This is a genomic window from Streptomyces sp. NPDC093510 (assembly GCF_040683555.1).
In the GTDB taxonomy this organism is placed as follows: Bacteria; Actinomycetota; Actinomycetes; order Streptomycetales; family Streptomycetaceae; genus Streptomyces.
In genome coordinates, this window is sequence record NZ_JBFBEE010000001.1 from 15,689 (window position 1) to 36,525 (window position 20,837).

Annotated in this window: 15 protein-coding genes and 1 pseudogene; 9 read left to right on the top strand and 7 right to left on the bottom strand. The window is 72.2% G+C overall.

Going from position 1 to position 20,837, the window contains the following annotated elements:
- Nucleotides 1-595 precede the first annotated feature (595 nt).
- The 3 genes from AB0N81_RS00020 to sbnA all read left to right on the top strand — a co-directional run bounded on the left by AB0N81_RS00020 (nt 596) and on the right by sbnA (nt 6,310).
- Nucleotides 596-4,099, top strand: a complete 3,504-nt coding sequence (locus AB0N81_RS00020) for an amino acid adenylation domain-containing protein (RefSeq protein WP_365354215.1) — start codon at nt 596-598, stop codon at nt 4,097-4,099.
- Nucleotides 4,100-4,229: 130 nt separating this feature from the next.
- On the top strand, nt 4,230-5,273 hold the full coding sequence (sbnB, locus tag AB0N81_RS00025; protein ID WP_365354217.1) for a 2,3-diaminopropionate biosynthesis protein SbnB: 1,044 nt from the start codon (nt 4,230-4,232) through the stop codon (nt 5,271-5,273).
- Nucleotides 5,274-5,302: 29 nt separating this feature from the next.
- Nucleotides 5,303-6,310, top strand: a complete 1,008-nt coding sequence (gene sbnA, locus AB0N81_RS00030) for a 2,3-diaminopropionate biosynthesis protein SbnA (RefSeq protein WP_365354219.1) — start codon at nt 5,303-5,305, stop codon at nt 6,308-6,310.
- Between the two features lie 102 nt (nt 6,311-6,412).
- On the opposite strand, the gene AB0N81_RS00035 is transcribed toward sbnA, so the two are convergent.
- A complete protein-coding gene (locus AB0N81_RS00035; RefSeq protein ID WP_365354220.1) occupies nt 6,413-7,663 on the bottom strand; it encodes an MFS transporter in 1,251 nt (416 codons plus the stop codon).
- 334 nt (nt 7,664-7,997) lie between these two features.
- Here AB0N81_RS00035 and AB0N81_RS00040 point away from each other — a divergent pair.
- The 3 genes and pseudogenes from AB0N81_RS00040 to AB0N81_RS00050 all read left to right on the top strand — a co-directional run bounded on the left by AB0N81_RS00040 (nt 7,998) and on the right by AB0N81_RS00050 (nt 10,526).
- Nucleotides 7,998-8,895, top strand: a pseudogene (locus tag AB0N81_RS00040) (MFS transporter).
- A complete protein-coding gene (locus AB0N81_RS00045; RefSeq protein ID WP_365354222.1) occupies nt 8,892-9,236 on the top strand; it encodes a hypothetical protein in 345 nt (114 codons plus the stop codon). The pseudogene AB0N81_RS00040 and the gene AB0N81_RS00045 overlap by 4 nt, the downstream one beginning before the upstream one ends.
- A gap of 156 nt (nt 9,237-9,392) precedes the next feature.
- A complete protein-coding gene (locus AB0N81_RS00050) occupies nt 9,393-10,526 on the top strand; it encodes a hypothetical protein (protein ID WP_365354223.1) in 1,134 nt (377 codons plus the stop codon).
- Nucleotides 10,527-10,578: 52 nt separating this feature from the next.
- Here AB0N81_RS00050 and eno read toward each other — a convergent pair whose 3' ends face one another.
- Nucleotides 10,579-11,874 (bottom strand): phosphopyruvate hydratase, encoded by a 1,296-nt coding sequence (gene eno, locus AB0N81_RS00055; protein WP_365354225.1) that lies wholly within the window; start codon nt 11,872-11,874, stop codon nt 10,579-10,581.
- Nucleotides 11,875-12,102: 228 nt separating this feature from the next.
- Between eno and AB0N81_RS00060 the strand changes: the two genes are divergently transcribed.
- The gene (locus tag AB0N81_RS00060; protein ID WP_365354226.1) at nt 12,103-12,525 is read left to right on the top strand and encodes a MarR family transcriptional regulator; all 423 of its coding nucleotides are present in this window, start codon (nt 12,103-12,105) and stop codon (nt 12,523-12,525) included.
- A gap of 103 nt (nt 12,526-12,628) precedes the next feature.
- On the opposite strand, the gene AB0N81_RS00065 is transcribed toward AB0N81_RS00060, so the two are convergent.
- Genes AB0N81_RS00065 through AB0N81_RS00075 form a run of 3 tightly spaced genes read right to left on the bottom strand, consistent with a single transcriptional unit; the run spans nt 12,629 to nt 15,431 of the window.
- Complete coding sequence (locus tag AB0N81_RS00065; protein WP_365354228.1) at nt 12,629-13,243, bottom strand: hypothetical protein; 615 nt, start codon at nt 13,241-13,243, stop codon at nt 12,629-12,631.
- Complete coding sequence (locus tag AB0N81_RS00070) at nt 13,240-14,607, bottom strand: hypothetical protein (protein ID WP_365354229.1); 1,368 nt, start codon at nt 14,605-14,607, stop codon at nt 13,240-13,242. Before AB0N81_RS00070 ends, AB0N81_RS00065 begins: the two co-directional genes overlap by 4 nt.
- The gene (locus tag AB0N81_RS00075) at nt 14,604-15,431 is read right to left on the bottom strand and encodes an ATP-binding cassette domain-containing protein (RefSeq protein ID WP_365354231.1); all 828 of its coding nucleotides are present in this window, start codon (nt 15,429-15,431) and stop codon (nt 14,604-14,606) included. Before AB0N81_RS00075 ends, AB0N81_RS00070 begins: the two co-directional genes overlap by 4 nt.
- 238 nt (nt 15,432-15,669) lie before the next feature.
- On the opposite strand from AB0N81_RS00075, the gene AB0N81_RS00080 reads away from it, so the two are divergent.
- Nucleotides 15,670-16,758, top strand: coding sequence for a PP2C family protein-serine/threonine phosphatase (locus AB0N81_RS00080; protein WP_365354232.1), 1,089 nt, complete (start codon nt 15,670-15,672; stop codon nt 16,756-16,758).
- Entirely contained in the window at nt 16,745-18,895 is a 2,151-nt protein-coding gene (locus AB0N81_RS00085; RefSeq protein ID WP_365354233.1) for a hypothetical protein, read from the top strand. Before AB0N81_RS00080 ends, AB0N81_RS00085 begins: the two co-directional genes overlap by 14 nt.
- Here AB0N81_RS00085 and AB0N81_RS00090 read toward each other — a convergent pair.
- Together AB0N81_RS00090 and AB0N81_RS00095 are read right to left on the bottom strand one after the other, a co-directional pair.
- The gene (locus tag AB0N81_RS00090) at nt 18,877-19,554 is read right to left on the bottom strand and encodes a phosphoribosyltransferase family protein (protein ID WP_365354234.1); all 678 of its coding nucleotides are present in this window, start codon (nt 19,552-19,554) and stop codon (nt 18,877-18,879) included. The two genes, AB0N81_RS00085 and AB0N81_RS00090, sit on opposite strands and share 19 nt — an antisense overlap.
- Before the next feature lie 42 nt (nt 19,555-19,596).
- Nucleotides 19,597-20,727 carry an acetate/propionate family kinase gene (locus AB0N81_RS00095; RefSeq protein ID WP_365354236.1) on the bottom strand — a complete coding sequence of 377 codons (1,131 nt, stop codon included), beginning with the start codon at nt 20,725-20,727 and terminating at the stop codon, nt 19,597-19,599.
- Between the last annotated feature and the right edge of the window lie 110 nt (nt 20,728-20,837).

A 20,837-nucleotide genomic window follows, 5' to 3' on the forward strand; every position in this document is an offset into this window, starting at 1 on the left:
GCACGGTCGGCCACTCTTTGTCGACGTCGCCTCGCGACGACTTCCGCCGCGGAGGGACGTCGCTCATCGCGTTCCCGGCCCTCTGCTCGACTTCGGGTGCAGAGCACCTGTCGAAAGCCCAAATTCCATTGCACTTCCCCCGTTCCCCCGTTCGCGCAGCCTTGGCTCTCCCGGCCTCGGCTCCGCCTGAATTCTGCCCCGCACCTCACCGGGAGTCCATGGGGTCGTGAGGTTAGTCACTGCCCCGGAATGCCGGTCAAACCTTGTTGATACGTAAACAACTGATCGCCGGTCAGGTACTGACCCCGGCAACACTGCCACGCCACCCGACCGCAGGCCAAATCCCCGTACACAGCAGAAACTTACAGCGGACTTACCGTCAGTTCGCCGTTCCGGGGCCCCTGCCGCTCACCTCGCGATGGCTATTCCACCGTGAGGTAACGTTTGATCGTCTGCAGCTGCGACGAGTTCAGGGGGAGTTCGGGCCGAGCCCGAATTGGCAGCCGCGCGACGGGGTGTCACGTACTTTCTTGTGCTCGTGTCCGCTGCCCGTTCACACCTCCCCCGCCGGTTTCCGGCTCCACAGGAGGAAGCGATGACGATGACGGGAGCACCGCAGCGGCTCGTACCGCGCAGGGTTCCGCTCTCCGACGCCCGTAACGGGCACGCGGAGATTTCCCGGGTGATCCCGCGACGGCTCGCCGCCCGGCTCCGGCTGCTCGCGCGGCGGTCCGGGGCCGGCTGGGAGACGGCGGCCCTCGCCGCACACACCGCCGTACTCTCAGCGCTCAGCGGTGAGCGGGCCGTCCTGTCGGGCTATGTCGCCCCGTCGGCCGAGGACGCCCCTCCCGCCGCCGGATCCCCGGCGCCCGAGCCCCTGCCCCGCGCCCTCACCCTCGGCGACGAGAGCTGGAGGGAACTGCTCGGCACCTGTGCGCAGGCCGCGGGACGTGCGGTCGACGGCGCCTTCGAGACCGTGCTCGACCTGGGCCCCGGCACCCCCCACCAAGGCGCGGAAGCCGTACTGGTGACCGCCCTGCGCCAGGGCCCCGAGGGCCTCGAACTCCGACTGCGCTACCGCACCGACGTTCTCGACGCCTCGGCCGCCGGCCTCGTCGCCGGGTACTACCTGAGCGCGTGGGAGCAGATGGCCGACGCGCCGGACGCACCGGCCCGCGGGGCCGGTCTGCTCTCCGAGGACGAACTGCGCCTTCAGATCCACGGCATGGCGGGTCCGGACCGCGAGGTGCCCGACCGCCGGTTCCACGAGCTCTTCGAGGAGCAGGTGGCGCTCAGGCCGGACGCCGTCGCGGCCATGTACCGGGGCACCAGCTGGACCTACGCCGAACTCAACGCCGCGGCCAACCGCATCGCCCACGCGCTGATCGCCAGGAATCTCGGCCCGGAGGCCGTGGTGGCCGTCGCCACGGACCGCCACCTCGACTGGCAGGCGGCGGTGATCGGCGTCTTCAAGGCCGGCGCCGCCTATCTGCCCATCGAACCGGGACTGCCCGCCGAGCGGATCGCGCGCACCCTGGAGCGGAGCGGCTGCCGGCTCGTGCTGACCGAGGACGGCGGCCCCGGCCGCCCGGCGGGAGCCGCGCCCACGGGCCCCGAATTCCTCACCGTCGCCGACGCCTTGGCCGAAGGGCGCTCCGCGGAGAACCCCGCGCTCCCCGTCGGTCCGGACCAGCTGGCCTATCTGTACTTCACCTCGGGCTCCACCGGCGAGCCCAAGGGCGCGATGTGCGAACACGCCGGATTCGTCAACCATCTCTACGCGAAGATCGACGACCTCGGGATCGACGCCGACCAGGTGGTCGCCCAGACCGCGCCGCAGTCCTTCGACATCTCGCTGTGGCAGCTCGTGGCGGCCCTGGTCGTCGGCGGGCGCACCCTGATCATCGAGCAGGACGCGATCCTCGATGTCGACCGCTTCCTGGAGACGGCCGAGCAGGGCGGCGTCACCGTCCTCCAGGTCGTGCCGTCCTACCTCGACGTGCTCCTCGCCCGGCTGCGGGACTCTCCCGGACGGCTCGGCCGACTGCGTGTGGTGTCGGTGACCGGGGAGGCGTTGAAGAAGGAACTGACGGCGCGCTGGTTCGCCAGGTTCCCGCACATCGCCCTGGTCAACGCGTACGGACTCACGGAGACGTCCGACGACACCAACCACGAGGTGATGACCGGGGTCCCGGAGCGGGAGTCGGTGCCGCTCGGCCCGCCGGTCCGCAATGTGACGGTGTACGTCGTCGACGAGCAGCTGCGTCCTGTGCCCCTCGGCGCGCCGGGTGAGATCGTCTTCTCCGGCGTGTGCGTGGGCCGTGGCTACGTCAACGATCCCGAACGCACCGCTGCCGCCTTCGGTACGGACCCGCACCGGCCGGGGCAACGCCTCTACCGCTCGGGCGACTTCGGCCGCTGGCTGCCCGAGGGCTCCCTGGAGTTCCTCGGGCGGCGCGACGCACAGATCAAGATCCGCGGCTTCCGCATCGAGATCGGCGAGATCGAGAACCAGCTGCTGCGGCTGCCGGATGTCCGTGACGGCGCCGTCGTCGTCATCGAGGGCCCCGGCGGAGTGCGGGAACTGGTCGGCTTCCAGACCGGGTCCGGGCTGTCCGCCGAGGAACTGCGGGAGGGACTGGCCCGCAGCCTGCCCGCGTACATGGTGCCGCGCCGGATCTTCCAGGTGGACGCGCTCCCCCTGACCTCCAACGGCAAGACCGACCGACGGGCCCTGCGCACGCTCGCGGGCGAACTCGTCACCGCGGGGGACGACCACCGCGACGCGCCCCGCACGGAGGACGAGCGCAGGCTCGCCGAGGCCTGGGCGGCCGTGCTGGGAATCCCCGCCGAGGACATCGGCCGGCAGGACAACTTCTTCGACCTGGGCGGCACCTCGCTCTCTGCCGTGCGCCTCGTGATCCGGATGGAGCGGTCGGTCGTCCTGCGGGACGTGCACAAGAACCCCACGCTGGCCGGGCTCGCCGAACGGCTGGCCGCCGCGTCGGCCGACGAGTCCGTACCCGGTGAGATCGAGAGCACCCGAAGCGAAGAAAGCAAACTCCCCATGACGACAACACCGGCAACACCGACCACGCCGCCGCCGGCCCCGGACGCCCCCTTCGAAGTGGTGCGGACCGAGGCCTCTCCCGCCGTGCTCGGCCTGGACCCGGCCGCCGTGTCCGCGGACCCCGTCGCCTGGGTGGCGGAGAACCGCGGCCGTCTGCGGGCGACCGTCTCGCGGCACGGAGCGCTGCTGGTCCGCGGGCTCGGCCTGCGGGACGCGGAGACGGTCGGACGGGTGGGCCGGGAGCTCCTCGACGAGGTGATGGGCGAGCGCGAGGGCTTCGCGGTGCGGCAGCCCCTGGCCGAGGGTGTGTACTCGTCCTCGGAGTGGCCCGCGGACCAGCCGATGTGCATGCACCACGAACTGAGCTACGCCCGTGAGGTGCCGGGCACCCTGCTGTTCGCCTGCCTGACGGAACCCGCCTCGGGCGGCACGACCGCCGTGGCCGACTCGCACGACGTCCTGGAGGCGCTCCCCGCCGGAGCGGTGTCCCGCTTCGAGGCCGAGGGCTGGCTGCTCGAGCGCGCCTACACCGATCTGACGGGGATCAGCCTCGCCGCGGCGTTCGGCAGCGGGGACCGCGCGCACGTGGACGCGTACTGCGCCGCCCGGGGCATCGAGACCACCTGGTCCGGGGACGGCGGCCTGCGGACGCGTCAGCGGGCCGCCTCCGTGCTGACCCATCCGGTGACGGGCCGTCGCGGCTGGTTCAACCAGGTGGCGTTCCTGAGCGAATGGACCCTCGACCCGGCGGTCCGCGAGTACCTGAAGTTCGAGTTCGGCGAGGACGGCCTGCCGTTCAACACCCGCTACGGCAGCGGCGCCGCCATCGACGAGTCCACCGTGCGCACGATCAACGAGGTGTACGAGAAGCACACGCTCCGCGAGGCGTGGCGGTCCGGCGACCTCATGATCGTCGACAACCTGCGGATGGCCCACAGCCGCGAGCCGTACACGGGCCCTCGCGAGATCGCCGTCGTCCTCGGCGACCCGGTGCAGCTCCCGGCTGTCAAGGCGCCCGAAGGCGTCTGAGAAGCCGCACCGCCGACTTCCGACTTCCGGCTTCCGGCTTCCGGCTTCCGGCTTCCGGCTTCCGACTCCCTCTTCCCGACACGTACCTCTACCTCTACCTCTACCTCTACCTCACGGATGGAGCCCCCTCTTGTCCCGAAACCCTCTCGTGCCGTCGTTCGCCGTGATCACCGGCGAACAGGTCGACCAGGTCCTCACGGGTGACGAACGGCAGGTGGTGGCTCTGACCGAGGATGTCTACCGGTTGCACGGCCGGGGATCCACGGTCAACCCGCCTTCGTACTTCCTGCGCTTCCCCGACCGGCCGAGTTCGCGCATCATCGCGCTGCCCGCGTCGGTGGGCGGTGAGGAGGCCACGGACGGGCTGAAGTGGATATCCAGCTTCCCGGAGAACGTCGCCGCGGGCATCCCCCGGGCCTCCGCGGTCCTGATACTCAACGACCCCGGCACGGGCTACCCGTTCGCCTGCCTGGAGAGCTCGATCATCAGCGCGTCCAGGACCGCCGCGTCGGCCGTGCTAGCGGCCGAGCGGCTGAGCGCGGACGAACGGCCGCGCCGCATCGGCTTCATCGGCACCGGGCTCATCGCCCGATACATCCACCGCTACTTCGAGGCCACCGGCTGGACCTTCGACGAACTGGGCGTGCACGACCTCTCCGACGAGCACGCCCAGTCGTTCGCCGGTTACCTCCAGAGCCGCCCGGACACCGCGCCCGTCGTCGTCCACGACTCCGCCGAGGAGCTCATCCGGTCGAGCGACCTGGTGGTGTTCGCCACCGTCGCGGGCGCCCCGCACATCCACGAGCCCTCGTGGTTCTCGCACTGCCCGCTGGTGCTGAACGTGTCGCTGCGCGACGTGAGCCCCGAAGTGGTGCTGGCCTCGGCGAACTTCGTCGACGACGTGGAGCACTGCCTGAAGGCCGACACGTCGGTCCACCTGACCGAACAGCGCACGGGCAACCGCGACTTCATCGACGGCACGCTCTGTGACGTCCTGGAGGGCCGGGCCGACGTGCCCAGGGACCGGCCGGTCATCTTCTCGCCGTTCGGTCTCGGCGTGCTCGACATCGCCCTGGGCCGACATGTGCACGACCGACTGCGGGAGGCGGGCCGACTCGGCGTCGTGGACGGCTTCTTCCACGAACTGGACCGCTATGGACGCACCGGCGCCTAGTCGGCGCCCGTAACGAAAGGGGTGATGAAATGCCGGTCGTGTCCGCCCCCTACGAGATCAACGCCGACGACGTGTTCGTGGATCTCCAGGACGTCTTCGGAGTGCCGCTGCATCTCAAGTGCGAGGGGTTCAACCTCGCGGGCTCCGTCAAACTGAAGGCCGCTCTGGAGATGGTGCGCGCCGCCGAGCGGGACGGCCTCCTCACTCCTGGCTCCGTCATCGTCGAATCGTCGTCGGGCAACCTCGGCATAGCGCTGAGCATGATCGCGGCGCATCGGGGATACGGCTTCCTGTGTGTGACCGACTCCCGCTGCAACCGGGCCGCCCGCCGCCTGATGGAGTCGTTCGGTGCCGAGGTGCGGGTGGTGACGCAGCCCGCCGGGGAACGGGGCCTGCTGGGCGCCCGGCTCGACATGGTGCACGCCCTGTGTGAGGAGGACCCGCGGTACGTCTGGCTCAACCAGTACGCGAACCCGAACAACTGGCAGGCCCACTACCGCAGTACGGCCCCGGCCGTGGCGGCCGAGTTCCCCGAACTGGACGTCCTCTTCGTCGGAGCGGGCACCGGCGGCACGCTGATGGGCTGCGCCCGCTGGTTCCGGGAGCAGGACCGGCACGTGACCATCGTGGCCGTCGACAGCGTCGGCTCGGTGACCTTCGGCGGCCCGGCACTTCCCCGGTTGATTCCCGGCCTCGGGGCGGGGGTGCGGCCTCCGCTCCTCGACTCCAGCCTGGTGGACGACGTGGTGATGGTTCCCGAGCAGGACACCCTGCAGAGCTGCCACGCGCTGGCCCGGCGGGGTTTCCTGTTCGGTGGTTCGACGGGCACGGTGGTCAGCGGCGCCCTGCGCTGGCTGGCCGGGCGCGAGGACGCCGCCGCCCTCACCACGGTGGCCATCGCCCCCGACCAGGGCGAGCGCTATCTCGACACGGTGTACGACCCGAGTTGGGTGGAGCACCACTTCGGTTCGCCGATGAGCTGGGACGACGCGGCCGATCGCGACCCGCGGTCGTACGAGCTGGCACGCGACATGTGAGACGGCCTGCCCTGGGTCGGGGCCGGGCGGCCTTCACCGGGGCCGGGCGGCCTGCGCCGGGGCCGGGCGGCCTGCGCCGGGGTCAGGCGTCCTGCACCGGGGTCAGGCGGAGACGGGCTGCTGCCGCTCCGGTGCCGCACTCGTGAACACGGAGGGTGTCACCACCCGCCAGACGAGTGCGGTCAGGGCCGTCATGGCCGCGAACGCCACCCAGAACGGCGCGGTGATGCCGAACGCCTTGGCGACGAACCCGCCGAGGAGGGAGCCGAGTGCGAAGCCGCCCATGCTGAAGAGCAGGTAGACGCTGTTGGCCCGGCCCAGCAGCCGGGCCGGGGTGGCCCGTTGGCGGTAGGTGTCGGCGACGACGCCCCAGATGGTGGTGTGGGCGCCGAAGATCACCAGGGTGACGGCCGCGACCCAGGGTGAGCGGGTCACGGCGAACACGAGGTGGGCGAGGGTCTCCACGATCAGTCCGGCGCGGAGCAGGGGCGCGGCTCCGAAACGGGCGTCCAGGCGGGCGACCGTGAGGGTTCCCACCACGCCGCCGACGGCGGTCGCCGACAGCAGGAACCCGTAGCCGACCTCGGTCAGCCCCAGGCGTTCCTTCGCGAACAGCACGTACGAGGCGAACGCGCCACCGAAGGTGAGGTTCATCAGGCCCGCGACGACGGCGAGCACCCGTAGGGCGCGGTGGCTCCACAGCCAGCGGAAACCCTCGCCGATGTCCCGCCGGACGGATGTGCGTTCGGCGATCGGGCGGCCTGGGTCCGTGGCTGCCCGGCCGGTGTGCGCGCCGGGGCGGATGGCGAAGACGAGCACGGCCGCGAGGAGGAAGGTGGCCGCGTCCACGCCGAACGGCAGTGCCGCCCCGGCGGCGAAGAGCCAGCCGCCCAGGGGCGGTCCGGCGAACTGGCTGCAGAGCATCCGGGCCCCGGACAGCCAGGCGTTCGCCTTGGGGAGGTCCTCCGTGCCGACCACGCTCGGGACGAGTGCCTGGGCGGCGTTGTCCGCCAGGGTGGATCCGACGCCCATCAGGAAGACGGCGCCGTACACGGCCGGGACGCTCACGCGGTCGTACCAGACCAGTAGGGCCAGGGCCGCTATCACCAGGCCGCGTGTGGTGTCGACGACGCCGACCAGGACCCGCCGGTCGACACGGTCGACGAAGGCACCACTGAAGAGGGAGAACAACAGCCAGGGCAGTTGCTGGGCGAAGACCGCGCCGGCGATCAACGCCGGATCGCGGGTGATGGTCGCCATGAGCAGCGGTCCCGCGGCCAGCGTGACGCCGTCTCCCAGGGCCGATATTCCCGTGCTCACCCAGAGTTTGGCGTAGTCGCGCTTGTCCGTCATAAGGCGCTGATCGTAGCAACGATGATCATTTGGTCCGTCAGGGGCCCGTGCGGGTGCGGCGGGGGCCGGAGGGGGCGGCCCGGACGCGTGAAGCGCGCCCAGGGAGGTGCGGACCGTGACCACCCGGGAGAAAAGGTGTGGCCTCGGTCGTCGGCCGGTCGGTACGGTCGCGGCCATGGCGATCGTGGTGGCTCCGAGATGAACGGTTCGGTGTGCGGGTCCGTCACCGGTGGGCCCGGGGCGGGAGCGTCCGGGCGACGCAGCACTTGAAGAGCGCCTCTGTGTCCCCTGCCTCCCCGCCTCTGCGGGTCGCGACAGCGGACGCTCCTGGGCCGTGCTGCTCGTGCTGTGCGGCACGATCTTCCTCGAGGGCCAGCGACGTCGCGATGCCGGCCGTCGCCGTCCCCACCCTCCGCGTTGACCTCGGCCTGACCACCGGCACCGCGGCGTGGGTGATGAGCGGCTACGTACTCGGCTACGCCGGTTTCACCCTGCTCGGCGGCCGAGCAGCCGATCTGCTGGGCAGGCGGCGGATGTTCCTCACCTGGCTGAGCGTCTTCCTGGTCTTCTCCACGCCGGGCGGCTTCGCGACCGATGGCCGGACGCTGGTCGTGGCCCGGTTCGTCACCGGCGTGGCGGCGGCCTTCATGACCCCCGCCGCCATGTCGATCATCACGACCTCGTACCCGGAGGGGCCGCGACGCGACAAGGCACTTCTGGTCTTCGCCGGGGTCGGCGCGGGCGGCTTCTCGCTGGGCCTCGTCATCGGCGGGCTGCTGACCGAACTCGGCCGGCGCTGGGTGTTCTTCGCCCCGGTGTTCCTGGCCGGCGCCCTCCTGCTCGCGGCGCTCGGGCTGCTGCCGCCGGAGGCCCGCCCCGAGCCCGCCCGGCACGGCTACGACCTGCCCGGCGCGGCCTGCGCCGCCGCCGCGATGCCGGCTCTTCCTACCGGTCGGGGCGGGCTGGTCGTACGCGGCGATGTTCCCGAGCCTGATCATCGCGGGCATCGGCTTCGCCCTCGCGTACGGGCCGCTCACCATCGCGGCGACCGACAGCGTGGTCGAGGAGGAACAGGGCCTGGCTGGCGGGCTGTTGTACACGTTCACCAGTTCGGCTCGGCGGTCGACGTCCCGGTGGTCATGGTGGTTCTGGGGGCGGCGGTCTCTGCCCTCGGCCTGGAAGGCCCCCGCGGTCGCACCACAGCAACAACCGAGAAGGAGAGGTGCACATGACGACCCGTACGCCTGCTGAGCACGCCCTGGCCCGCTCATACACCAGCGGCGACGGCACGGTCAGGTTCGATGTGACCGAGCTGACGGTGGATCACCATGCCGACCGCAGCGCGACGTTGACGTACCGGCTCGCCGTCGGGCGGAAGGGGTACGACGACGAGTGCTGGGTCTTCACGCTGCCATGGAGCGACAAGTCCTTTCTGGACGTGCTCACTTCGCCCGCCCCTGACCCTGAGCGGCTTCGCCAACTGGTCCAGCTCGTGCGTGCCCTTCTGGAGGAGTGGTGGGACACCAAGGGTGCCGACCGGAGGTCGGCGAAGATGGGTCGCCGGTGCTCATGATGCCGGTGTCTGCTCCCACTTGACCAAAAATGCGCCTCTCTATACGCCATGTGACGCATTGACCCCACAACGCCATCACGGTTGCATATCTGTGGTCCTCCGGTGGGGGGCCGGAGGAGAAACCGTGTTCCATCTGGGGGGAAAATGAGCGGAAACGTGAACCGGAGTACCGGCAGACCCGTCGGCAGACGACGCGTGCGGACCGCCTTGAGCGTGGCGGTCGCGGTCTGCGCGGTCACGGTGGCGCTGCCCGGCGCCGCCTCGGCCCGACCCGGGGCCGCAGCGGACGGGGCAGACGGGGCGGGCGGCCAGGAAGTCGGCGTCGAGAGGATCAGTGTCGCCGCCGACGGCAGCCAGGCCGACGACAACTCCGCCGGCGCCTCGATCACGCCCGACGGCCGCCGCGTCGTCTTCTCGTCGGCGGCGAAGAACCTCACGTCCGACACCCCGTCGGAGGGCGACAAGGTGTACGTCCGCGACCAGGGGACGACGCAGACGCAGCGGATGGGGCACCTACCCCCGGTCCAGGCCCCGGTGATCAGCGCCGACGGGGGGTACGTCGCCTATCCGGTGCAGTGGATGAACAACGAGCGGATCCGCCACTACCAGGTGAGCACGGGAAGGACGGTCACCGGCAGTTGCTCGCTCTTCACCTGCAACCAGCCGTCGCTGAGCGCGAACGGCCGCTTCACCGCCTATGCCAGCATCTCCTACAGGCAACAGACGTACGGCCAGCGCGTGCAGATCGAGGACTGGACCACCGGCACCGTCGAGACCGTCGCCACCTTCGGCCACACCGCCCCGTCCCGGCCGTCCATCAGCGGTGACGGCCGCTATGTCGCTTACCAGGACGGCAATGCGAAGGACATCTTCGTACGCGACAGGACCGACGGCACCACCTCCGGCCCGATCGAGGGCCCGGCCAAGGACGCGGCACTCGTCCATCTCAGCGAGGACGGCAGCAAGGTCGTCTACCTCTCGGGCTCCGACACCTACGTCCACGACGTGAGCTCGGGCACCGCCCAACAGGTGCCGGACGTGCGCGGCGTGACCATCGATCCCACCGGCACCCATCTCCTGTACGCCCCGCACGACACGAACGGGCCGTCGCTCACGCTGCGCGACCTGCGGACGGACACCGACCAGATCATCTCGGACCAGCCCGCCTCGGCCGGCACCGACGCGGTCAGCACCGACGGACGCGACGTCGTCTTCCACTCCACGGCCGACGACATCGTGCCCGGCGACACCAACGGAAAGTCGGACGTGTTCGTCCGCCACTTGTACTGAACGAGACGTGCCTCGCCGGGCGGGGAGGGAGCGAGGGAGGGTGCCGGTGCCCCTAGGCCACCCTTCGCGCCCGGCGCAGCACCAAGTGGCCCGCGAAGCGCGCCGCGTCACCCAACTCCTCCTCGATACGGATCAGTTGGTTGTACTTCGCCGTGCGGTCGGAGCGGGAGAGCGAACCAGTCTTGATCTGACCGCAGCCCGTCGCCACCGCCAGGTCCGCGATGGTGGTGTCCTCCGTCTCGCCCGAGCGGTGGGACATGACGGCCGTCCAGCCCGCCCGGTGGGCCGTGGCCACCGTGGCCAGCGCTTCGGTCAGGGTCCCGATCTGGTTGACCTTGACCAGGACCGAGTTGCCGACGCCGGTGCGGATGCCCTCGCGCAGCAGCGTCTCGTTCGTGCAGAACACGTCGTCTCCGGTGAGCTGGCAGCGGTCGCCGACACGAGCGGTCAGCTCGCGCCAGCCCTCCCAGTCGTTCTCCGCCATCGGGTCCTCGATGGAGACGACCGGGTAGGCGTCGATGAGCTCGGCCAGATAGTCGGCGTTCTCGGAGGGGGTGCGCCGCACGCCCTCGCCCGCGTAGTCGTACACGCCGTCGCGGAAGAACTCCGACGACGCCGGGTCCATGACGAGACCGATGTCCCCGCCGGGGCGGTATCCGGTGCGCTCGATGGCGGCCATCACGAAGTCGAGCGCCTCCTCGGCGGTACGCAGCGCGGGCGCGAAGCCGCCCTCGTCGCCGACGCCAGTGGAGTGCCCGGCCGCCAGCAGGTCGCGGCGCAGGGTGTGGAAGACCTCGCTGCCCATGCGTACCGCTTCGGCGAAGGTGTCCGCGCCCACCGGCACGATCATGAACTCCTGGAAGTCCAGCGGATTGTCGGCGTGGGCGCCGCCGTTGACGATGTTCATCATCGGCAGCGGCAGGAGGTGGGCGTCGGCGCCGCCGAGGTAACGGTAGAGGGGCTGGCGGCGGGCCGCCGCGGCCGCCTTGGCGGCGGCGAGGGAGACACCGAGGATCGCGTTGGCGCCGAGCCGGGACTTCGTGGCGGTCCCGTCGAGGGCGGCCAGCGCGGCGTCGAGACCCGCCTGGTCCGCCGCGTCCCGGCCGCGTACGGATGCCGCGATCTCGCCGTTGACGTGGGCCACCGCGCGGTCGACGCCCTTGCCGTGCCAGCGTGCGGGGTCCCCGTCGCGCAGTTCCACGGCCTCCCGGGCGCCGGTGGAGGCACCGGACGGGACGGCCGCGCGCCCCAGCGATCCGTCCGCCAGGACGACGTCAACCTCGACCGTGGGGTTGCCCCGGCTGTCGATGATCCGGCGAGCGGTGACGGTCTCGATCTTTGCGGACATGGGAGTTCCTTCCCGTTGTCGTGTGCCGGGGCCCCGGCTGCGACAACGCTGGCGCTGAGCCCGACCACACCAAACACTACAGCAATGCTGTGCAGTTTGGCTGCGCAGTATCGCTGTGCAGATTGGCTGGGTAGTTTCGTGGGGCAGTGTTGCTTCGCAGGGTGGCTGTGGGGCGCGACCGTGCAGGTCAGGTGGGCCGCTTCACCGACCGGCGGGATAAAGTGCCCTATGCCCTCCTCGGAAGCCGCCGCCATCGCCGCCGAACTGCGCACCGCGATGGGCAAGCTCACCCGGCGTGTCAAGCACGAGGACAGCATCCCGCTGGGCCAGGCCGCCGTGCTCGGCGCACTCGACCGCAACGGCGCCATGACCACCAGCGACCTCGCCACCGACCAGCGCGTACGCCCCCAGTCGATGGCCCGTGCCGTGGGGCTGCTCATGGAACAGGGCCTGATCACGCGCCGGGCGCACCCGACGGACGGCCGCAAGTCACTGGTCGAGCTGTCGGACGCCGGCCGGGCCGCGCTCGAAGCGGAGCGCGGCCGCAGGGCCGGCTGGCTCGCGCAGGCCATCGACGCCGAGCTCACCGACGAGGAGCGGGTGTTGCTGGCGCGGAGCGCCGCACTGCTGGAGCGGCTCGCCGCACGCTAGGGCCGCCCGCCGCGGTGGCGCCGGGGCGTACGCGCGTATTCCTCCGCTCCCCCGGCCCCGGCTCCCCGGCTTCCCCGCTCCCCTCCTGCTGCTCCTACTGCTCCTACTGCTCCGCCCGTTCCGTCTGCCGAGGGCGGCCCGTGGCGGCAGCGACCGCGCCGGTCAGCCACAGCGCCACGGCCACGAGTGCGGCCGGCGTGCTGGAGGACGCGTGCAGCGACCAGGCCCACGGCTCCGGGGCGTTGTCCCTGCCCACGCCGAGCAGCAACGTGGGACCGAACATGCCGAGCGGCAGCAGCCAGGCGAGCCCGCTGCCGAAGAGGCGGGCGCTGATCATGGCGAGGCCGAGGAAGCCCACGACGTTGCGGGCCGCCGAGCCGTACACCTCCGCGGTCGCCCCGGTGAGCAGCGGCAACGCGCTCAGGCCGAGCGCCAGGGCGAGCAGGACCATCACGTACCCGCCCCTCAGGCGGCCCATCGGTTGCGCCGCCGTCTGCTCCAGGTCCGCCATCGGTGAGAACAGCGTGGTGGCCAGGACCATCGCGTGGGCGAGCGGCACGACCTCCGCCACCGGCACACTGAAGTCGACCAGGTGGCGGAACTCGGGCACCGCCACCCGCTGCCCCGCGAACGCGGTCGCCGCGAGGGCGACCAGGAGCGCGGCGCCCGCGGCCCGGGGCAGGCCACGGCAGCGTACGAAAGCGAGCAGGGCGCTCACCGCGGCGTCTCCGAACCCTTCGCGATCTCTGAACCCTTCGAGATTCCCGGAAGCTCCGGAAGCTGCGCAAGCTCCGGAACTGGGCGGCAGGCACGGATGTTCTCGGCCGCCGCCCCGATCCACGCGTCCCGCTGCGCGGCCGGGGCTCCGGTGATCCGGGCGAGCGCGCGGCCGAACTTCTCTCCGTAGTACTCGCCGGGTGTTCCGGCGCGGGCGCGGACGACGGCTTCGAAGAGGAACGTGTCGGGGTAGCCGCCGGTCTCCTCCAGTACGTGGGGCGCGCAGTCGGTGGAGTCGGGCTGCGGCAGGGCGGCCGCGTACAGGGCGTCCGTCAGGTCGGCCTGCGTCTGCGCGGGCGTCATCAGGGACAGTTCGGCGGTGCGGCCCGCGGGGCGGTCGAGGCCGCTCGCGTAGAAGGCGCGATTGAGCCCCTTCAGGGAGCCGAGCCGCGCGTCGACGGTCCGCACCGCGGCCCGAGCCCCGGGCAGCATGTGGCGGTCGTCCGGCCACAGGCAGACCTTCGTGCGGCCGCTGGCGGCGCAGAGCTGCCGCGCAGGCTGGGCCTTGTGGACCGCCCAGAACGAGTCGGGCGCCGGCGTGCGGAAGGCGACCAGCGCGCCGCCCGCGACCGCGGCGGCCACCACGAGCGCCCCGAGCGCGGCCGGCCGCGGGGCGAGCGACGCGCGGCGCCGCAGCGCGGGCAGTGCGGTCAGCAGCAGGCCGAGGGCCAGGCACCAGGCGGCGGCGATCAGCATGCGCGCGGTGTTCGGCTCGAACTCCGAGCTCCAGAACTCGTCTATCGCCGGGAACAGCTTGGCCACCGGGGTGTCCGGTACGAACGCGACGAAGACGAAGAGCGCGTACCAGAAGATCCCGGCGAAGGGGGCGACCGCACGGGACGGCAGTGCCGAGCCGATCGCGACCCCCACGGCGATCTCCAGGCCCATCATCGCGGCGCCGAGCAGCAGCGGCGCCCAGGCGGGCTCGCTGACGTCGCTCACCCCCGCGGTCCGTGCGAACGCGACGGCCACGAGCACCGCGTACGCGAGCAGCGCCCACAGCCACACCGCGAGCCACAGCAGCAGCGCCTGTGCCCAGCCGCCGCGTGCCGCGGTGTCCGCCCAGACCCTGGTGCGGTGCCGGAAGGCGCGGCCCGCTCCCCAGGCGGCCGCCGCGCTCATCACCGAGCCCAGCACGATCACCGCGTAGAGCTGGACCTGGAGGCTGGTCTGGGTCCACCAGCCGATCCAGTCGCTCTCGGCGGGGCTCTCGGCGGTGAAGTAGTAGACGCCGATCGCGCCCATGAGCGCGGCGGCCCACTTGGCCTCGCCGCGCCGCATCTCGGTCAGCAGCACGCGCGTCACGTCGCCACCGCTTCCGCCCCGGCCAGGTGCAGGTACCCGGCCTCCACCGCGCTCCCGTCAACTTCCGTGCCCGAGGGAGGAGTTCCGCCCCCGGTGCCCGTGTCCGGCAGCGCGCACAGCTCGGCGACCGTCCCCGTGAAGCGGACCGAGCCTTCGAGGAGGACGGCGACGCGGTCGCACACATGGGCCACGTCCTCGGCGAGGTGGGTGCTCATCACCACGGCGGACCGCTCGCCCAACTCCCTTATCAGGGAGCGGAATCCGACGCGCTGGGCCGGGTCGAGGCCGGCGGTCGGCTCGTCGAGGAGCACCAGGGCCGGTTCGTTGACCACGGCCTGGGCGATGCCGACGCGGCGCAGCATGCCGCCGGACAGGGCGCCCATCCTGCGGTCGGCGTGCTTCTCCATCTGTACGAGGCGCAGCGCGTCCAGGGCCCGCTCGCGCCGTCGGGCGGCCGGCACCTTGCGCAGCCATGCCGCGTATTCGGTGAACTCCAGGACGGTGAAGCGGGGGTAGCACCCGAAGGACTGCGGCAGCACCCCGATCCGCTCCCGGACGCGCCGCACCCGTGCCCGCCCCGGCGCCTCGTCGCCGAGGAGGGTGACCGCTCCGGACCTCGGTCTGCGTGCCGTGCTCAGGAGGGACAACAGGGTGCTCTTTCCCGCTCCGTTGGGTCCGAGCAGCCCGGTGACGCCGGAGGGGAAGGCGAGGGACACGTCGTCGAGGGCGACCGTGGCGCCATACCGCACGGTCACCGCCGTCACCGCCGCGACCGGCTCGGCCGGTCGGGAGCCTGGCGCGGCGGCACTCTTGCTGGTGATCACGTTTTTCACGCTATGCGTGGAATCCATGACTCCGCTGGTCAATGCCCCAGCTGTGCCGACGATCACATGGTCACGCGCCCTGCGTATGCCGTGACATATTGCGGCGAGTTCGGTCAGGAACCGTCGATTCATGGCACCTCCGGGCGACGCCGACGGCTCTGGCAGAGATCGGACTAACCTCCCGCTCACGGCACTGTGAGGGGGCGGGGGAATTGCGGCTCGGCCGGAACGGCAAGTGATGCGGTGGGCTCCGGAGGTGTGGAGGTTCCTCGCCGATGGTGCCCTGACATCGCACGACGCCGTCGCGGGATGGCGCCTGGCACCCGGTGTGCTCCTCATCGGCCCCGTCCTGGTCAGTGCCCGCAGCGGGCCGAAGGCCACCGCGGGCGTCGTGGCCTGGGCCGTCGCGATGTACCTCGTGCTGTCGTTCTGTGCCGGACTGTACGGCGGCGGCCCCTCCCCGGCCGCCGCCGTGCTCGACTGCCTGCTGCTGATCACCGGCGGTGCGGCGGCCGTTCATGGCGCGCGCCGTCGCGTCGCGCGGGAAGCCGGGCTGATCCGCGTCGCACAGCGCTCGCGGGACGCGGTGCTGCGTCCGCTGGCGGCGGAGGCCGACGGGGTCGGCTTCTCCTCCCTGTACCGCACGGTCTCGGGAATCGGCCTCGGCGGCGATCTGTACGACCTCGCCCAGTCGCCGTACGGGCCACGCGTCCTGATCGGTGACGTGCGGGGACACGGGCCGGAGGCCGCCGTGCTGTGCGCTGCCACGGTGGGCGCGTTCCGCGAAGGTGCCTGCACCATGCCCGCGCTGGCGGACCTGGCCGCCCACCTCGACGCCCGGATCAGCGGCGAGCTCGGCCCGGAGGACTTCGTCACCGTGCTGCTCGCCGAGTTCGTGCCCGGCGAGGTGCGGCTGGTGAACTGCGGGCATCCGGCCCCGCTCCGCATCGGCCCGCGGGCCGAGCCGCTGGTACCGAGCCGGCCATCGGCTCCGCTGGGACTCGGCCCCCGCCCGCAGTTGCAACGGGCCAGGCTCGGCACCGGCGAACGGCTGCTGCTCTACACCGACGGCCTGAGCGAGGCACGCGACGCGAAAGGGGCGATGCTCCCCCTGGACGACCGGGTCAGGGACGCCGCGTGCCGCCCCCAACTGGAGGAGTGCCTCGACGCGTTGCTCTCCCTGGCGACCGCGCACGCCGGCGGCTCGCTCCAGGACGACCTGGCCCTGATCATGTGCGAGCCCCGCAGCGCGAAGCCCGCAGACCGTCGGCCGCGTGAGCGGTCCGTGAACCCGCAGCCACGGAGGCGCCTCGATGGAGCCCGCTGAGCAGCGGCCGGGAAACCTGCCGCCGGAGACGACCAGCATGGTCGGACGCCGCCCCGAGCTGAAGGAGCTGGGGCGGCTGTGCGGCCGGTCCCGGCTGGTCACGCTGACCGGTGTGGGCGGCGTGGGCAAGAGCAGACTCGCCCGGCGGGCGGCCGCCGGACTGCGGCCCCTCTTCGCGGACGGCGTGTGGTGGGTGGAGCTGACCGGGCTGAAGGAGGGCGAGCTGCTCGCCTACTCGATCGCCGAAGCCCTCCCCCTGGCCGACCAGTCCACCCGGCCCATGCTCGACGTGGTGGCCGACCACCTCGCCGACCGGCAGCTGCTGCTGGTGCTCGACACCTGCGAACACCTGACCGACGCGTGCGCCATGGCCGTCGAGGCCCTGCTGCGCGCCGCGCCGGGGCTGCGGATCATGGCCACCAGCCGTCGCCGCCTCGGCCTCATGGCGGAGGAGGTGCTCACCCTTGAACCGTTGCGGGTGCCCCGGGGCCAGGAGGACATGGACGACTCGGACGCCGTGACACTGCTGGTGGAACGGGCCGCGGAGACGGTGCCCGGTTTCACCGTGCCGGCCGCCGACAAGGCCGATGTCGTACGCCTCTCCCAGCTCCTCGAAGGGTTGCCCCTCGCCATCGAACTCGCCGCGGCCCGGCTGGGCGAGATGCCCGTCGGCGAACTGGTCAAGCGGCTGCCGGACCGCTTCGGCGTCCTTCAGGACGCGGGCCGGACGAGGGACGCGGACCGGACGCGGGGCACGGACCGGACGCGGGACGCCGAGGCCCCGCCGCCCTGGCACCGGGCGCTGCGCACCACGATCGGCTGGAGCCATGAGCTGTGCACACCGGCCGAACGGCTGCTGTGGGCGCGGCTGTCGGTGTTCGCCGGGTCCTTCGGCGCCGAGGCGGCCGTCGCGGTCTGTGCCGACGAGCACCTGCCCGAGGAGGACATCCCCCGGCTGCTCGGCGTACTGGTCGACAACTCCGTCACCAACTGGCTGCCGGGGCCCGGGGGTTCGGACCGGTTCCGGATGCTGGACACCCTCCGGGAGTACGGCGCGGACTGGCTGCGCGAGCTGGGCGAGGAGGACCGCCTGCGCCACCGGCACCTGGAGCACTACCGCGCGTTCGCCCGCCGCGCCGACCGCGAATGGCTCGGCCCCGAGCAGCTCGACTGGTACGCGCGTACGGCCGCGGAGCGCACCAACCTGCACGCCGCCCTGGACCTCAGCCTGCTGCGACCCGAAGGCCACGCCGCCCTGGAGCTGGCGGGGAACCTCTGGTTCTTCTGGCACGCCTGCGGGTTCCCGAGGGAAGGTCAGTACTACCTGTCACAGGCCCTCGCCGCGGACCGTGAGCCCTGCCTGGAGCGCGGCAAGGCACTGTGGGCCGAGGGCATGGTGCTCGTGACGCTGGGCGAGCCGGCGGCGGCCGGGGCGCGGGCCCCTGAAATCGCCGCGACCGCCGCCCGGTTCGGCTGCGCCGCGACGGCCGACCGTGCCGACACCCTGGCGTCGATCGCGGCGGTGATGCTCGGCGACCACGCGCACGCCGCCGCCCTCTCCCAAGCCGTCCTCGACCGGCACCGGTGCAGCCCGATGGCCCAGCCCACGCAGTCGGCCGGTTGTGTACGCGGCCAGGCGTACATCATCGAAGGCCGCATCGACGAGGCCGTCGCCGTACTGGAACACGTACGGGCCGACTGCGAGCGGCACGGCGAGCTGTGGTCGCGTGCCTTCGCCGACTACATGTGCGCCCGCGCCGAGCTGGCGCGCGGCCGGGTGGCGGCCGCGTTCGCGCACGGCCGGGCCTCCTGGGTCACCAAGCGTCGCCTCGACGACCCGCTCGGGATGGCGGTCGCCCTGGACGTCCTCGGCGCGGCCGCGGCCGCGGCCGGTGACGCCCGGCGGACCGCCCATCTGCTGGGCCTCGCCCAGCAGTTGTGGGACACCCTCGGCACACCGCAGCTTGGGGTCTCCGAATGGACCGCCGCCCGGCGGTCCTGCGAGGAGCAGGCCCGGCTTGCCCTCGGCGACGACGAGTACACCGCCGTCTTCCAGGACGGCTACCGCACGTCTCAGGACGCCCCCGACCCGCTGGTCCCCGGAGGCGGGGAACCCGTTCACGACCCGGTGCCGTGACCGCCGCTCCGCCGCGGTTCCGCCTCGTCCAGGAGTCCGATGACCTCGTCGTCGCCCACCTGCTCGAAGTCGTCGTACCAGAGGCCCACCGCCCCGAAGTCCGGGGGCTGCCGGAGGCAGACGACGTCGTCGGCCTCCGCGCGCATCCCCTCGACGGTCCGGGGAGCGCCGACGGGGACGGCGAGGACCAGCCGGGCGGGTTCCTGGCCGCGGAGGTGGCGGAGGGCGGCGCGTGCGGTGACGCCGGTGGCCAGGCCGTCGTCGACGAGGACCACCGCGCGGCCCTCGACGTCGGGCGCGGAGCGGTCGCCGCGGTAGACCAGCTCGCGGCGCCGCAGCTCCGCGCGTTCCCGGTCCACGTCGTCGCGGAGACGGTCCTCGGTGAGGCCGAGCATCTCCAGTGCCCGCCGGTCGAAGAGCGGCGGGTCGTCGCCGACGATCGCGCCGATGCCCGTCTCGGGGCGGCCGGGGAGTCCGATCTTCCGGGCGACGAGTACGTCCAGGGGCGCGTCGAGGGCCCGGGCCACCTCGGCGGCGACCGGTACGCCGCCGCGCGGCAGCGCGAGGACGACAGGACGGGGGAGCTCGCCGTCGGACAGCCACTCCATGAGCCGGAGACCCAGTTCCCGGCCCGCCTCGCGGCGATCGCGGAATCGCATGATGTGCGTCTGCCTTTCTCTGCGACGTGACGTGGCTCCGCCTCAGCGGCCGGGCCCGTCGCGGTGGGAGACGAGTGCTCGGGCCTCGCGGTCGATCTGCCGGGCCTCGCCGGTCGGGACGACGAGGACCGGGACCCGCGCGCCGGGCCCGCTGACGATCTCGGGGCGCTCGGCGACGACCGGCCGCAGACCGCCCGTGAGGCCGAGCGTCGGCAGCCGGGCACACACCTCCTCGCGGACCTCCGGCTGGTCCTCGCCGATCTCCCCGGTGAAGACCAGGGCGTCGAGCCGGTCCAGGGACGCGGCCATCTGGGCGATGCCGCGGCGGCAGTGGTGGGTGAAGACGTCCAGGGCGAGGGCGGCGCGCTCGTCCCCCGCCGCCCGGTCGCGGACGAGGTCGCGCGTGTCGTCCGAGGTGCCGGAGAGGGCGAGCAGTCCGGAGTCGTGGTTCAGCGCGTGCTCGATGTCGTGCGCGGACAGGTGGTGGCGGGTCTGCAGCCAGGTCAGGGCGCCGGGGTCGACGCTGCCGCTGCGGTGGCTCATCACCAGCCCCTCCAGCGGCGTGAACCCCATGGTCGTGTCGACGCTGCGCCCGTCGCGTACGGCGCAGGCCGAGCAGCCGCCGCCGAGGTGCGCGATCACCACGTGGAGCTGTCCGGGGCGGCGGCCGAGGAGTTCGGCGGCCCGGTCCAGGGCCCAGGCGTAGGACAGTCCGTGGAAGCCGTAGCGGCGCAGGCCGTACTCCTGACGCCAGGCGGCGGGCACCGCGTACTCCCGTGCGGCGGCGGGCAGGCCGGCATGGAAGACGGTGTCGAAGCAGGCGACGTGCGGGGCGTCGGGCAGCAGGTCCCGGGCCGCGTCCAGGACGGTGAGCGCCGGCGGGACGTGGAGCGGCGCGAGGTCGGCCGCCCGGTCCAGACGGGCGCGGACCTCGTCGTCGACGACGGTGTGGGCGCGCAGGTCGGGTCCGCCGTGGACGATGCGGTGGCCGACGGCCGCCGGTGCGGGCGCGTCGTCCAGGAGCTTTCGCAGCGGGCCCGAGGCGTCCTTGCCGGGCGGGGCGTCGCTGTGGTGCTCGGCGAGGACCTCTCCGTCGTCGCCGAACACGGCCAGGCGCAGGCTCGACGATCCCGCGTCGGCCACCAGGACCGGGCTGTTGGTCTGTGCTGACACATTGATCCTTTCCTGCGGTCGGGGAACACGGCACAAGAGACGGTTCATCGCCGCCCCTCAGTGACGTTTCCATCCGATGCGGGCGGTTACTCATGAAATGTCCTGCCGTC